This window comes from Rhodanobacter sp. Root561, from assembly GCF_001427365.1.
GTDB lineage: Bacteria > Pseudomonadota > Gammaproteobacteria > Xanthomonadales > Rhodanobacteraceae > Rhodanobacter.
Genome location: NZ_LMGH01000001.1, coordinates 67,403 through 81,218, shown reverse-complemented (window position 1 = coordinate 81,218; position 13,816 = coordinate 67,403). Strand labels below are relative to the sequence as shown.

The 13,816-nt window shown below is 70.9% G+C and carries 11 protein-coding genes; 5 read left to right on the top strand and 6 right to left on the bottom strand.

Going from position 1 to position 13,816, the window contains the following annotated elements; translation table 11 throughout:
* Positions 1-77: 77 nt before the first annotated feature.
* Genes ASD55_RS00360 through ASD55_RS00340 form a run of 5 tightly spaced genes read left to right on the top strand, consistent with a single transcriptional unit; the run spans position 78 to position 7,493 of the window.
* Positions 78-1,409, top strand: a complete 1,332-nt coding sequence (locus ASD55_RS00360) for an SWIM zinc finger family protein (protein WP_056762876.1) — start codon at positions 78-80, stop codon at positions 1,407-1,409.
* Complete coding sequence (locus tag ASD55_RS00355; RefSeq protein WP_157598711.1) at positions 1,406-2,947, top strand: DUF5691 domain-containing protein; 1,542 nt, start codon at positions 1,406-1,408, stop codon at positions 2,945-2,947. The genes ASD55_RS00360 and ASD55_RS00355 overlap by 4 nt, the downstream gene beginning before the upstream one ends.
* Positions 2,944-4,026 carry an AAA family ATPase gene (locus ASD55_RS00350; RefSeq protein ID WP_007809840.1) on the top strand — a complete coding sequence of 361 codons (1,083 nt, stop codon included), beginning with the start codon at positions 2,944-2,946 and terminating at the stop codon, positions 4,024-4,026. The genes ASD55_RS00355 and ASD55_RS00350 overlap by 4 nt, the downstream gene beginning before the upstream one ends.
* 7 nt (positions 4,027-4,033) lie before the next feature.
* Positions 4,034-6,313 carry a DUF5682 family protein gene (locus ASD55_RS00345; RefSeq protein ID WP_056762870.1) on the top strand — a complete coding sequence of 760 codons (2,280 nt, stop codon included), beginning with the start codon at positions 4,034-4,036 and terminating at the stop codon, positions 6,311-6,313.
* A complete protein-coding gene (locus ASD55_RS00340; protein WP_056762866.1) occupies positions 6,306-7,493 on the top strand; it encodes a VWA domain-containing protein in 1,188 nt (395 codons plus the stop codon). Before ASD55_RS00345 ends, ASD55_RS00340 begins: the two co-directional genes overlap by 8 nt.
* A gap of 15 nt (positions 7,494-7,508) precedes the next feature.
* Here the strand turns inward: ASD55_RS00340 and ASD55_RS00335 are convergent, their stop codons facing one another.
* Genes ASD55_RS00335 through ASD55_RS00310 form a run of 6 tightly spaced genes read right to left on the bottom strand, consistent with a single transcriptional unit; the run spans position 7,509 to position 13,776 of the window.
* Positions 7,509-8,567, bottom strand: coding sequence for an AAA family ATPase (locus tag ASD55_RS00335; protein ID WP_200946044.1), 1,059 nt, complete (start codon positions 8,565-8,567; stop codon positions 7,509-7,511).
* A complete protein-coding gene (pnuC, locus tag ASD55_RS00330; RefSeq protein WP_056762862.1) occupies positions 8,564-9,136 on the bottom strand; it encodes a nicotinamide riboside transporter PnuC in 573 nt (190 codons plus the stop codon). The genes ASD55_RS00335 and pnuC overlap by 4 nt, the downstream gene beginning before the upstream one ends.
* Positions 9,133-10,473: an AMP-binding protein gene (locus ASD55_RS18740; protein WP_082542588.1), complete on the bottom strand. Its 1,341-nt coding sequence runs from the start codon at positions 10,471-10,473 to the stop codon at positions 9,133-9,135. Before ASD55_RS18740 ends, pnuC begins: the two co-directional genes overlap by 4 nt.
* Positions 10,470-11,060: a hypothetical protein gene (locus ASD55_RS00320; protein ID WP_056762855.1), complete on the bottom strand. Its 591-nt coding sequence runs from the start codon at positions 11,058-11,060 to the stop codon at positions 10,470-10,472. Before ASD55_RS00320 ends, ASD55_RS18740 begins: the two co-directional genes overlap by 4 nt.
* A complete protein-coding gene (locus ASD55_RS00315) occupies positions 11,057-12,025 on the bottom strand; it encodes a radical SAM protein (protein ID WP_056762852.1) in 969 nt (322 codons plus the stop codon). The genes ASD55_RS00320 and ASD55_RS00315 overlap by 4 nt, the downstream gene beginning before the upstream one ends.
* Positions 12,022-13,776, bottom strand: coding sequence for a VWA domain-containing protein (locus ASD55_RS00310; protein ID WP_200946043.1), 1,755 nt, complete (start codon positions 13,774-13,776; stop codon positions 12,022-12,024). The genes ASD55_RS00315 and ASD55_RS00310 overlap by 4 nt, the downstream gene beginning before the upstream one ends.
* Positions 13,777-13,816: the final 40 nt, after the last annotated feature.

Below are 13,816 nucleotides of genomic sequence, written 5' to 3'. Positions count from 1 at the left end.
CGCCGCTCTTCAGAAACGTCCTGCCTCGGCTATGCTTCGCCGGACATGGATGACGACCGAAGGGAACCGGCAGACACATGACCACCGCGTTGACTCGAGACCAGGTGCTGGCCTTGGCGCCGGACAGCGCCTCGGCAAAAGCTGCCGGTGGTTTGCTCGGTGACGGTCAGTGGCCAAGCCTGGGGGTCGATGGCGAGGCGTTGTGGGGCGAGTGCAAGGGCAGCGGTGCCAGGCCGTACCAGACCCAGGTCGATCTCTCCGCGCTGGTCACGCGTTGCTCCTGTCCCAGCCGCAAGTTTCCCTGCAAGCACGCGCTGGCCTTGCTTCTGATGCATGCGCAGGGCCAGCCGCGACTGGCGACGCCGAGCGCGCCGCCGGCCTGGGTCAGTGAATGGCTGGCTTCGCGCCGCGACAAGGCGGCGAAGAAGGAACACGCGGCCGAGCAACCGCCCGCCGATCCGCAGAAGGCCGCCGCGACCGCGGCAAAACGCGAGGCCGCCCGCTGGAAACGCATCGAGGACGGCAGCGTCGAGCTGCAGCGCTGGATGGCCGACCAATTCCGTCACGGCCTGGCTCGCTTCGGCGAGGCGCAGCGCAAGGACGGCGCCGCGATGGCGGCGCGGATGGTCGACGCCCAGGCCACCGGCCTGGCCCAGCGGCTGGGTGAGGCACTGGATGCCCTCGCCGGCGGCCGCCACGAGGAAGCGATCGAGCGCTTCGGCCTGCTGCAGTTGATGATCGACGGCGTCGCCCGCCGCGGCACGCTGACCCCGCCGCGACTGGCCGACTTGCGCAGCGCACTGGGTTGGCCGCACGACAGGGACGAGGTGCTGGCCAGCGGCGAGGCGATCACCGATCACTGGCTGGTGCTGGGCCAGCAGGTGCAAAGCGACGACGAGCGGCTCAGCGAGCGGCGCATCTGGCTGCGCGGCCGCGACAGCGGTCGTCATGCCTTGTTGCTGGATTACGCCTATCAGGGCCGTGGCTGGGAAGGCGCGTGGAGCAATGGTTGCAGCTATCCGGCCAGCTTGCGCTTCTATCCCGGCAGCGTGCCGTTGCGGGCGATCGCGGGGGAGCAGGGCAGCGGCGTGGCGCAAGCCTGGCCGGTGGTCGACGCGGACGAGGCGATCGATCAGGCCTCGCGTGCGCTGGCCGGCAATCCGTGGCTGCCTGCCGTGCCGATGTTGCTGGCCGAGGCCACGCCGCTGCGGCAGGACGAGCAGTGGCTGCTGCATACCCGAGCCGGCACGTTTCCGCTGCGCGCCGACATGGCCAATGGCTGGTCGCTGCTCGCGTTCAGCGGCGGACATCCGTTGCAGTTGATGGGCGAGTGGGATGGCCGGCGCCTGCACGTGCTCGCTGCGCGCGCGTCGACGGGTGCGACGTGGGCGCTGGAGACGCGCGCATGAATGGCTGGTTGAAGGCCGCCCTGGTCGGCATCGAAGCCAGTGCGCCGATGCCTGCCGACGGGGAGATCGGCGCGTTGATGGCGACGCTCGCCGCCCAGGGCGATGATCCGGCGCAAGGTTACTGCCGCGTCGCCGGCGTACTGGCGGCTTGCCGTCTCGCGGCGCTGAGCCTGCCGCCGCCGGTGATCTTGCCGACCGCGGCCACTGCCGATGCGCAGGCGCTGACGGACGATCATCCCGCCTGCGCCGCGCTGGTCTCGGCCTTCGCCGATGGCCCGTTGCGCCTGCAGTACGAGGCCTGCCTCCGGCTGGCGGAGGTCGATGCGCACTTGCCCGCGGCGCTGCTGCCGTCAGCGTTACAGGCTGGCCAGCGGCTGCAAGTTCTGCGTGCGGCGCTGTTGCCGCGGCTCGGCGCGCGCGGACAGTGGCTGGCCGCGTGCAATCCGGACTGGCGTTACGCCGCTTCCTCTGGCGAAAGCGCGCCAGCGGCGAACGACGAGGAACAGCAGTGGCAGCAAGGCAGCATCGAGCAGCGATCGCAGTATTTCCGCGCCCTGCGCAGCCGTGATCCGGTGGCGGCGAACGCCCTGCTGCAGGCGCAACTGGGCGAGCTGGCGGCGAAGGAGCGCTCGGCGCTGGTCGAGCTGCTGGCGATCGGCCTGCAGGCGGACGATGCCGCCCTGCTCGAAAGCCTGCTGAAGGACCGCAGCCGCGAGGTGCGCTACCTCGCCGCCCGCCTGCTGGCCCTGCTGCCCGATGCGGCCCACGCGCGACGCCTGTGCGCATGGACGGCTGAACTGGTGACATCCAGACGCGGCATGCTTGGTCGCAGCTGGCAGTGCGAAGCGCCTGCGATGGCCAACCCGGACTGGGCCGGCGCCGCGATCGAGTCCGCCCGGCCGCAGCACGAGACGCTGGGCGAACGTGCCTGGTGGCTGTACCAGCTGGTGCGGCAGGTGCCGCTGGCGTGGTGGTGCGAACACACCGGGATGCGTGCGGCGGAACTGCTGGCCTGGGCCGGCAAGTCGGACTGGGCCGAGGCGCTGCAGCGCGGCTGGCGCGAGCGCGTCGGCGCGTCGGACCCCGAATGGATCGAGGCGATGCTGGCCTCGAACGCGCCGATCTTCCGCCACGGCATGTCCGACCTGCTGGCGCTGCTGCCGATGGCGCAACGCGAGCGGCACTGGCCGCGGAACCTTGCCGAACTGCAGCAGGCCGGCCTGCTCGGCCCGATCATCGGCGCGTGCGCCCCGGGCGAAACGCTGTCCGCCGGTTATTCCGCCGCGCTGCTGCCCAGCCTGCACGCCTTGCTGGAAGGCGATGCACTGCGCCAGGACTACGGCTTGCGCGCCGTGCTGCTCGAACTGGCCACCCTGCTGCATCCCGACAGCCTGCCGGCGCTGCGCCAGCCGCCGCGTCGCGGCGACGAGACCCCGGCGCTGGCCGAATGCCTGACCGACTTCCAGCGCATCGTCGCGGTGCGCTGCACGTTGCACGATTCCCTTGCCCGATCCACGCGTTCCACGGAGCTTCGATGAGCACAGCCGTCCTGCGTCAACATGCCGAGGTCCAATTCGCCGAAGAGCTCGACCAGCTGAGAAAGGTCGACACGCGACAGCGTCCCGGCAACTGGCTGATGTCGCCGTGGGCGGTGGTCACCTACCTGGTCGGCGGCCGCCTCGACAACGGCTTCGAGGTCAGCGCGAAGTACATCGGCAGCCGGCGCCTGATGGAGATCGCCGTGGCCACCCTGGCCACCGATCGCGCGCTGCTGCTGTTCGGCGTGCCCGGCACGGCCAAGTCGTGGGTGTCCGAGCACCTTGCCGCTGCGATCAGCGGCGATTCCACCCTGCTGGTGCAGGGCACCGCCGGCACCAGCGAGGAGCAGATCCGCTACGGCTGGAACTACGCGCAACTGCTGGCGAACGGCCCCAGCGAAGCGGCGCTGGTGCCCAGCCCGCTGATGCAGGCGATGAAGCTGGGCAAGATCGCGCGCATCGAGGAGCTCACCCGCATCCCGGCCGACGTGCAGGACGCGCTGATCACCGTGCTGTCCGAGAAGACCTTGCCGATTCCCGAGCTGGCGTCGGAAGTGCAGGCCACCCGCGGCTTCAGCGTGATCGCCACCGCGAACAACCGCGACAAGGGCGTCAACGAACTGTCCAGCGCGCTGAAGCGCCGTTTCAACACGGTGATCCTGCCGGTGCCGGCCAGCGAGGAAGAAGAGGTGTCGATCGTGGTCAAGCGCGTGGCCGAACTCGGCCAGGCGCTGCAGCTGCCGGCCGAGCCACCGGCGCTGAAGGAAGTGACGCGGATCGTGCGGATCTTCCGCGAGCTGCGCAACGGCCAGACCGAAGACGGCAAGGCCAAGCTGAAATCGCCCAGCGCCACGCTGTCCACCGCCGAGGCGATCTCGGTGATCAACAACGGCATGGCGCTGGCCGGCCACTTCGGCGACGGCGTGCTGCGTCCGGCCGACATGGCTGCCGGCATGATCGGCGCGGTGGTGAAGGACCCGGTGCAGGACCAGGTGGTGTGGACCGAATACCTGGAAACCGTGGTGAAGGAACGCAGCGAATGGAAGGACCTGTACCGCGCCTTCCGCGAGCAGGCGTGAGCTCGCGATGACCGACGCGGTCACCCTGTTCGGCATCCGCCACCACGGCCCGGGCTGCGCCCGCAGCCTGCGCCGTGCGCTGGAAACGTTGCAGCCGGACTGCTTGCTGATCGAAGGCCCGGCCGGCAGCGAGCCGTTGCTGGCGCACTTGGCCGATGCCGAGATGCAGCCGCCGGTGGCGCTGCTCTCGCACGCCGTCGACGATCCGCAGCTGGCGGTGTTCCATCCCTACGCCGAATTCTCACCCGAGTGGCAGGCGCTGCAATGGGCGGCGCAGGCCGCGGTACCGGTGCAGTTCATCGACGTGCCGGCGGGGATCAGCCTGGCCTGGCAGCAGCAGGCGCGCCGCGTGGAGGAAGCGGCCGCGGACGTGGATGAAGCGGCGCCCGACGAGGAGCCGGCCGTCGACGAAGTCAGCGCAGGCTTGCCGCACGATCCGCTCGATTGGCTGGCCCACGCCGCCGGCTACGACGACGGCGAGAGCTGGTGGAACCACATGGTCGAGGAACGCGGCGACGGCGAAGGGCTGTTCGAGGCGATCGCTGCCGCGATGACCGAGCTGCGCACGCACGCGCCGCAGCGTCCGCGCGGCGACGAGGCGCAGGAAGCGATCCGCGAGGCGCACATGCGCAGCCTGCTGCGCGACGCGCGCAAGGCCGGCCACGCGCGCATCGCGGTGGTCTGCGGCGCGTGGCATGTGCCGGCGCTCGCCGCCAGCGTCACCGCGGCGGCCGACAAGGCCGTGCTCAAGGGCGTCGACAGGCTCAAAGCGCAGACCACCTGGGTGCCGTGGACGTATCGCCACCTAGCTCGCCGCAGCGGCTACGCCGCCGGCATCGCCGCGCCGGGGTGGTACGACCACCTGTGGCGCCAGCCCGCCGCCGGCAGCCGCGCGATCGGCTGGTTCGCGCGGGTGGCGCGGCTGCTGCGCGAGCACGAACTGGATTGCTCCAGCGCCCACCTGATCGAGGCCAGCCGCCTGGCCGATACCCTGGCCGCGCTGCGCGAGCGCCCCGCGCCCGGGCTGGACGAACTCAACGAAGCCACCCGCAGCGTGATCTGCATGGGCGCCGACGCGCCGATGCGGCTGATCGCCGAACGGCTGATGTTCGGCGATGCCCTCGGCAGCGTGCCGTCCGCGGTGCCCACCGTGCCGTTGCAGCGCGACCTGGAAGCCCAGCAGAAACGCCTGCGCCTGAAGCCCGAGGCGCTGAGCCGCACGCTCGATCTGGATCTGCGCAACGACAACGACCGCCAGCGCAGCCAGCTGCTGCACCGGCTGGCCCTGCTCGGCATCGAGTGGGGGCGGCTCGGCGCGGTCGGCCGTTCCAGCCGCGGCACCTTCCACGAGGTGTGGCAGCTGGCGTGGGAGCCGTCGTTCGCGGTCGAGCTGATCGTGGCCAGCCGCTACGGCCACACGCTCGCGCTGGCCGCCACGGCGCGCGCGCTGGAGCAGGCGCGCGCGGCGAACCGGCTGTCCGAGCTGGCCTCGCTGATCGATCGCGTGCTGCTGGCGAACCTGCCCGATGCGGTCGAGCAGGTCGCCGCCGAGCTGCAGGCGCGCGCCGCCACCGATGCCGATCCACTGGCCCTGCTCGGCGCCCTGCCCGCGCTGGCCAACGTGTATCGCTACGGCAACGTGCGCCAGACCGACGTGGCCCAGGTCGCGCAATTGTTTGACAGCATGCTGCTGCGCGCCAGCCTCGGCCTGCCGCTGGCGCTGGCGGATCTGGACGACGAACCGGCGGCGCAGGCGCGCGAGCAGATCCTCGCCGCCGATCGCGCCGTCGAGCTGCGCCAGGGCGAATCGCAGCAGCAAGCCTGGCAGCGCGCGCTGCACATCGTGGCCCACGCAGACAGCGGCACGCCGCTGCTGCGCGGCCTGTGCTGCCGCCTGCTGCTGGATGCCGCGGTGCTGCCGCTGGACGAAGTGCGCCGGCAGTTGTCGCAACAGTTGTCGCCCGGTGCCGAACCCTTGCCCGCCGCGCAGTGGCTGGACGGTTTCCTCAACCGCAACGCCACCGTGCTGCTGCACAGTGACGCGTTGTGGGCCCTGATCGACGAATGGATCGCCGGCCTCGGCGAGGAGCATTTCGTGCGCGTGCTGCCGCTGGTGCGGCGCAGCTTCGCCGCATTCGCGGCCGCCGACCGGCGCGACCTGGGCCTGCGCGTGCAACGGCCGGCCGGTGCCTCGCGTGCCGCCGTCACCGAACTGGCGTGGGACGAAAACCGCGCGTGTCGCGCCTTGCCGATGCTGCGCGAACTGCTGGGAGTGGCCGATGGCTGAGCACGACGACAACTTGCCGGCCACCAGCCGCGCCGAACGCTGGCGGCTGGTGCTGGGCAGCGACGCCGCCGACAGCTGCGGCACGCTCGATGGCGCGCTGGGCCAGATGGATGCGGCGCTGGCCGCGCTGTACGAACCCGACGGCAAACACGGCCTGCAGCGGCGCGGCGGCCGCGGCGGCTCCGCGCCGAACGTGGCGCGCTGGCTCGGCGACATCCGCAAATACTTTCCCGCCTCGGTGGTGCAGGTGATGCAGCGCGATGCGCTGGAGCGGCTGGACATGCGCCAGATGCTGCTGGAAAAGGAGATGCTCGAAAACATCCAGCCCGACGTGCACATGGTGGCCAACCTGATCTCGCTGTCGCAGGTGATCCCGGCCGGCACCAGGGAAACCGCGCGACTGGTGGTGCGCCAGGTGGTCGATGCGCTGCTGCGCAAGCTGGAGGAGCCGATGCGCTCGGCGGTCAGCGGCGCGCTCGACCGCGCCCGCCGCAACCGCCGCCCGCGGCACGCCGAGATCGACTGGCACCGCACCATCCGCGCCAACCTGCGGCACTGGCAGCCCAGCCATCGCACGATCATCCCGCAGACCCTGGTCGGTTTCGGCCGCAAGGCGCGCAAGCCGCAGCGCGAGGTGATCCTGTGCATCGACCAGAGCGGCTCGATGGCCGCCTCGGTGGTGTACTCCAGCATCTTCGGCGCCGTGCTTGCCTCGCTGCCGGCGGTGTCGACGCGGCTGGTGGTGTTCGACACCAGCGTGGTCGACATGAGCGAGCAGCTCGACGATCCGGTCGACCTGCTGTTCGGCGTGCAGCTCGGCGGCGGCACCGACATCCACCGCGCGGTGAGCTACAGCCAGTCGCTGATCCGCGAACCGCACAACGCGATCCTGGTGCTGATCTCCGACCTCTACGAAGGCGGCGTGGAAGAACGCCTGCTGGCCCGCGCCCGCGAACTGGTCGATGCCGGCGTGCAGTTCATCACCCTGCTCGCGCTGAGCGATGAAGGCCGCCCGTCGTACGACAAGGCCCTCGCCGCCAAACTCGCCGCCCTCGGCGTGCCCTCCTTCGCCTGCACCCCCGACGCCTTCCCCGGCCTGATGGCCGCCGCGATCCGCCGCGACGACATCGGCCAGTGGGCCGCGACCCAGGGACTGGTGTCCACGCGCGGGCAGGATTGAGCCGGAGCGTTCCGCTCAGCTGGCCGCGAGCACGCGCAGTGCCGTGGCGACACGCCGGTGCGGACTGCCTTCCAGCAGGGTGAACGGCACGCCGCGCATAGCCAGTTCCCTCAGGTATTCGTCGTGCTGTTGCCGCCGGAACGCGTCGCCCCGCCGCGTGCCGTCCTGCACGAAGGGGAAGTCGGGGGCGCACAGGAAGACGTGATCGTAGGGGTGGGTGGCGAGGCGTTCGAGTTCGGGGTCGGCGCGGCCGAACAGATCGCGGCTGTACAGCAGGGTGGTGAGCGGGCTGGTGTCGCAGAACAGCCAGCGGCGGGCATGGGCGGCGTGTTGGCGTTCGTGGACGAGCTGGGTGCGGGCGATCTGCAGCAGGTCGTCGTAGACCAGGGCGCCGCCCTGCTCGATCCAGCGCTGGCGGCCGTACTCGGGAACCCAGGTGGTGCCGAGGCGTTCGGCCAGCGCTTGCGCCAGCGCGGTCTTGCCGCTGGATTCGCCGCCGAGCAGGCAGGCCCGTTGCACGAAGTCGGCGTAGACGGTGGGCGACAGGTGTTCGCGGTGCGCGTGCGGATCGCGGCGGAGCACGCTGCCGGAGATCGGGATGGCGTGGCGTTCGCGATCCACGCAGACGTGTCGAACCTCGGCGTGTCGTGGATCGCGTCGCTGGCGGAAATACGCGGTCAACGCGGCGGCGAAGCCGTCGCCGTAATCCTCGCTGGTGAACACGGCATCGACGCTGCAGTCGAACACGCGATCGCACAGCCAGCCGACGAAGTCGCGGTGCGTGGCGTCCGCGTCGTCGTTGTGCGGCAGCGTGGCGGGGCCGGGCCCGTGGTGCGCGGCGGAGAGTGCGGCGAAGCGTTCGACGTCGAGCACCAGCCGCCGCGTTTGCGGGAAGCGTTCGGCCAGCCAGCGCTCGCGCGCGTCGGCGTCGCAGCGCTCGAACGCGGGTTGGGTGTAGCTGATCAGCAGCACCTCGTCGCATTGCGCCAGCGCGGCGTCGATCACCAGCTCGTGGCCGCGATGCAGCGGGCAGAACTTGCCGACCACGAGGCCGCGATGATGCCGCTCGCTCACGCCGCAGCCGCCGGTTCGGCCCCGCGCAGGTGCAGCCAGTGCCGCCACGACACCACCGCGTTGATCCAGTACACCGCGTACAGCACCGAGGTGAGATACAGGCCGCGGCTGGCGTACAGCGGCACCGCGATGGAGTTGACCAGCAGCCAGAACGGCCAGCTCTGCACGTGGCGGCGCATCATCAGCAGCTGCGCCACGATGCTGAAGGCCAGCACGGTGGAGTCGAGGAACGGCGCATAGGCGTCGGTGAAGCGATGCAGCAGCATGCCGTAGCCGAGCGCACCCAGCGTGCCGTAGAGGAGCTGCCACAACAGTTGGCGCATCGGCAAATCGGTGACCGGCAGCGCCTCGCCATGGCTGCCATGCAGCCATTGCCACCAGCCCACCACGCTGGTGACCACGAAGAACGCCTGCAGCACCGTATCGGCGTATAGACGGCTTTCCAGGAACACGAAGGCGAACAGGCTGCAGCCGACGATGCCGGTCCACCAGGTATGCACGCTGTTGCGCCCGGCCAGCAGGATCGAGGCGCCGGTAATCAGGTTGGCGGCGATTTCCAGCAGGTTCATCGGGCGTCGTCCAGGTCGGAGCTGTACTGCATGATCTTGTCGTCTTCCTCGATGGCGTGGAGGCGCAGCGGCAGCTCGCCGAGCAGGGCGCGCAGCGCCAGCCGGGCGTCGTCGTCGCAGCTTGATTGCGCAGGCAGCCGCAAGGCCAGTGAGCCGTCCGCTTGCTGGTGCAGGCCGTAGTGGGCCAGCGGCAGATGGCCCAGCGCGTGGCTGACGTCGATGTTGTTGAGCCAGCGGCCGTCGGCGTGGCGGAAGCGCACCGGCGCGCGACCGGCCAGTTCGCGCAGCACCGGGTCGGCGGCGGTGTGAACGAGGGCGCCGTGATCGCCGGTGCGATAGCGCAGCAGCGGCAGGCAGAAGTTGAAGCCGCCGCTGACGGTGATCTCGCCGCGCTGGCCTTCGGCTACCGGTCGCCCGGCGGGATCGAGAATCTCCACGTACAGCCGGTCCTGCAGCAGCACGTGGCCGCCGGCCGCGGCATCGAACACGGCGATCGGGCCGACCTCGTTCATCGAATAGATGTCCAGCACCGGGCCGGCGAAGCGCTGTTCCAGTTCGGCGCGCAGGCCGGTGGTCAGCGTCATCGAGACGTTCAGCAATGCGCGCGGCCGCATCCGGGTCGGCAGGCGCAGCAGCTCGGCGAAGGAGATCGGATCGCCGGCCACGATTTCCGGCGCCATTGCGTCGAGATAGCGGGCGCGGTCGGCGGGATCGCGCCAGTCGTCGGGATGCAGGTTGATCTTGGCCAGCCCCGATTCGTCCATCGTCGGCGTCACCGAGGCATAGGTGAAGCACTTGCGCTGGTGGCCGAGCAGGATCACGCCGATCTGGTCGCGGCCGTGCCGCGGCACGATGCCGAAGCGGCGCAGCGCCCGCTTGTGGAAAGTCAGGTAGCGGCCGGCCACTTGCGGATGCGATGGGACCAGCAGCGGGTGGCCGGTGGTGCCGGTGGTGCGGAAATTGATCAGCCGGTCCAGCGGCAGCGGATCGGGCACGAAGCGGGTGATGTCGGCCGACAGCTCGGCGCGCGAAATCGTCGGCAGCTGCCGGAAGTCGCGCGGCGGCGAACCCAGCGCGCGGTAGTACGGCACCTCGTCGAACACGCGCTGCACGAAGGCGTCGAGCCATGCCGGCGTTCCCGTCGCTGGCCAGCCGGGCGAGGCCGCCAGCGTGTGCTGTTCGAATTCGCCCAGCGCCGCCACGTCGTCGTAGGTCAGGCGATTGCCGCTGCAGTTGCGGAAGATCGGCGCGCTCGGGTGCTCGCGCAGCCGTTGCAGCATGCGCCGGCCGGCGTCGGTGAGCGTGGGGTAGCGATCGTGGTCGCTGGCTTCGGTCACTCGCGCGTCCACTTGTCGGCGGACTCCTCGGCGGCCTTCTTCGCCAGCGCCTCGCGAATCGCGCGGGCGCGCTCTTCGGCGGCGCGACTGGCGGCGAGCAGGCGTTGGCGTTCGGTGCCGCTGATGCGCGACAGCCGGTCGCTGGCCTGGGCTTCGGTCTCGCCGGCCGGGCGATAGCCGAGGTGGGCCAGCAGCACGCGGGCGAGTTCTTCGCGACGGTCCAGGTCCTGCACGAAGCGCGGTGCGGGCGTGGCGGCAGCCAGTTCGGCGAGGTCGCCGTCCAGCCGCGCCAGCAAGGCCTCGACGCTGCAGCCGGCGCCCAGGAACCAGTCGTCGGCGAGCAGCCAGCAGCCGATCTGCACCAGGGCGAGGCGGTTGCGATCGGCACGGGCGTCGTTCGAGGCGAAGCGCAGCAGCACGTCGCGCCCGGCCCGGGCGCCGTGCATGCGCAGCAGGTCGTGCACCAGTGCAGGCACGACCACGCTGCCGCGTTCGCCGATGCGCGGCTCGTCGAGGAAGTCCGGCGGCGTTTCCGCCAGCCGGCGGGTCAGGGTTTCCAGCAGCAGGCCTTCACGTTGCACGCTCATACCTCGAACTTGGCGAATACATGGTTGGCGCGGCAGTCGGCGCAGGCTGGGGCAGCGTGTTGCCTGCGCGCGGCGCGCCAGTGCGACGACAGCGCCTGCAGGTCGTCGATCGTGCGCAGCTCGTCCACGTGCCGGCCGTAGTCGTCGACGCTGAAACTGCACGGGGCGATGCGGCCGCGCTCGTCGATGAAAAGAAAATCCTCGCCCGGCGCGCAGTCGCCGACAGCCACGGCGCGGTCGTGCGCGTTGGCTTCGATGCGCTGCAGATAATGCGCGCTGCCGGCCAGCCGCGTGCCGTGACGAAGCAGCCGTTGGCGCAAGCCCGGCAGCAGTTCGCCCAGCTCGGCCACATCCTGCGGGCGTAGCCGGTGGGCCGGGAAGAACTCGGGGCGGTCGCGGCCGCCCAGCGGATTGAAGCTGATCTCGTCCACGCCCCAGCCGGCCAGCGTCTCGCATAGCTCGGCGAACGACGCCACGTTCTGCCGCATCAGCACGGTGTTCACGCGCAGCTTCAGCGGCGCGCCGCCGTCGTCGCGTTCGGCGACCAGGGCGAGGATGCTTTCGCGCAGGCGCTGCCAGCCACCGGGCCAGCCGCGCATGGCGTCATGGAAATCGGCCGGGCCGTCGATGCTGACGGTGAGCTCGGCGAAGTGTTGCAGCAACCGCCGGCGCACTGCGGCCTGCTGCAGCGTGCTGCCGTTGGTGGTGGCGCTGATCGCCAGCCCGGCTTCGTCGTGCAGCATCCGCGACAGCTGCCACAGCGGCGGCCACAGCAGCGGTTCGCCGCCGAGCCAGCTCCATAGCACGCGCTGGCCGGTGGCCTGCCGGTATTCGCCGAACAGGCGGCCGAGGCGCTCGACCGTGGCCGCATCGATCTCGTGGCGCTGGCCGGGGCGGCGACGGTCGTAGGCGCAGAAGCTGCAGCCGAGGTTGCACCGCTCGCTGACCCGCCACAGCACGATCATCGCGGCGCCTCCCCGGCGTAATGCTTGCGGGCGAAGGCGCGGGCGAACGCGACCAGCTGCTCCATCGCGGTCACCGCGTGGATGTCCCAGCCCTGTTCGTCGCGGGCGCGGATCAGGTCGGCGGCCCAGTGGCCATACTTCGCGTCGGTCCAGCGCGGCGGCAGGTTCAGCGCCATGGTGCCGCCGGCGCCGCCGCGGGCGAGTGCGTCGGCGGCGACCTGCCAGCCGCTGTTGCCGCGCTCGTCCGGTTCGAACATCGTGGTGATGCCGTCGTCGGAGATCTGCAGGATGTGCACCGGTCGTGCGTGCTTGCCGCGGCTGGCGTAGGTGTCGCGCAGGCGATGGATCGGGAAGCAGGTGGCGCCGCCGTAGAAGCCGGTGAGCACCCGCAGGACCGCGTCCTCGTCGCGGACGAAGCCGTCGGTGGCGGTGACCTCGTGCTTGCCGCTCCACAGCGTGGCCTGCACGCGTGAGCCGGCGCGCAGCGCGGATAGCGCGATGATGCTGCCGGCCAGGGTGAGAAACGAGGTGCGCTGCTGCGGGTTCGGCATCGAGCCGGAGCTGTCCACGTAGATGTCCAGGTCCACCGGCACGCGCTCGCGCTCGCGCGCCGGTGCGTTGCCGTAGACGCGGCGCACGGTGGTGAGGCCGGGGATCACCTGTGGCGATTGCAGGGTGCTTTGCAGCCAGTCGATCTCGTCCAGCGGATCGCCGATCTGCCACGGCTCCAGCCCTTCCAGCTGCGGTTCGGGCGAGGCGGGCGACAACCGCACCGGGAACGGCACCAGGTCGGCCAGCGCGCGCTCGCGGTAGTAGCGCACCGCGATCTGGTGATCGGTCAGGGTGATGCCGGCGGCGCGCAGCAGTTCGCCGTATTCGAACGGCTCGCGCGCCTGGCCTTTCGACTGCTGCGTGTTCGGCAATGGTGCCGCGGGCGGCGCGGCGTCGCCGGTGATGCCGGGGTCGCGGCCGGGGTGGATCGCGCCGTCGATTTCGTCCGCCTCCACATCGAGCACGCCGCTGGGATCGCAGTCGGCGGCAGCCTGGGCGGTGTCGTGCAGGAAGCCGATCGCGCCGTGGCGCTGGTCGCTTTCGACCAGGTACGGCAGCAGCAAGGTGGCGAAGCGGCCGGCGCCCTCCAGCCAGTCGCCGGCGTAGACGCGCACCAGCCGGGCGCCCAGCCAGGCATCGCCGCAGGTGGCGTCGTCATCGGCACCGCCGAGGCTGCCGCGATCGAGCTGCCACAGGTTTTCGTAGATGCCCATGTACAGCGCCCACAGCGGATCGTGCGTGGGCGTGGCGGCGGCCAGCTTGCGGTAGATGTCGGCCATGCGCAGGCCGGCCTGACGTTGCAGGCGGTCGTTGATGAACAGGTCGGTGTAGAGGTTGGCGACCATCGGCGCGTGTCGTTCCAGCGTGGGCAGCGCGCGACGGATGCGCGCCAGCAGGCGGAACTGGTCGGTGGCCGTGGCCGGCGCCAGCACGTGGTGGCCGATCTCGTGGGCGAGGATCTCCAGCGCGTAGTCGTCCAGCGCCAGCGCGCGTACCTGCTGCAGGTCCACCACTACGCGCTGGTCGGCCAGCCGGATCATCGCGAAGCTGCCGCTGAGGCCTTCGCCGGCGGCGTCGACGCGGCTCTCGCACAAGCGCGGGTCGCGCAGGCGGGTGTACTTGCTCCAGGTGGCCAGCGCGACGGGCCAGCTGGCGCGCCAGCGTTCGAGCAGGTCGGTGGCGGCCGCCGGTGTGTTCACGCGCTATTCGCCGGGTGGACATCGCGTAGGGCGGGCACTG

Bases quoted from the DNA above. Each gene is read 5' to 3' on its own strand.
- ASD55_RS00360 (WP_056762876.1), top strand. From the start codon at position 78: ATGACCACCGCGTTGACTCGAGACCAGGTGCTGGCCTTGGCGCCGGAC.
- ASD55_RS00355 (WP_157598711.1), top strand. From the start codon at position 1,406: ATGAATGGCTGGTTGAAGGCCGCCCTGGTCGGCATCGAAGCCAGTGCG.
- ASD55_RS00350 (WP_007809840.1), top strand. From the start codon at position 2,944: ATGAGCACAGCCGTCCTGCGTCAACATGCCGAGGTCCAATTCGCCGAA.
- ASD55_RS00345 (WP_056762870.1), top strand. From the start codon at position 4,034: ATGACCGACGCGGTCACCCTGTTCGGCATCCGCCACCACGGCCCGGGC.
- ASD55_RS00340 (WP_056762866.1), top strand. From the start codon at position 6,306: ATGGCTGAGCACGACGACAACTTGCCGGCCACCAGCCGCGCCGAACGC.
- pnuC (WP_056762862.1), bottom strand. From the start codon at position 9,136: ATGAACCTGCTGGAAATCGCCGCCAACCTGATTACCGGCGCCTCGATC.
- ASD55_RS00320 (WP_056762855.1), bottom strand. From the start codon at position 11,060: ATGAGCGTGCAACGTGAAGGCCTGCTGCTGGAAACCCTGACCCGCCGG.
- ASD55_RS00315 (WP_056762852.1), bottom strand. From the start codon at position 12,025: ATGATCGTGCTGTGGCGGGTCAGCGAGCGGTGCAACCTCGGCTGCAGC.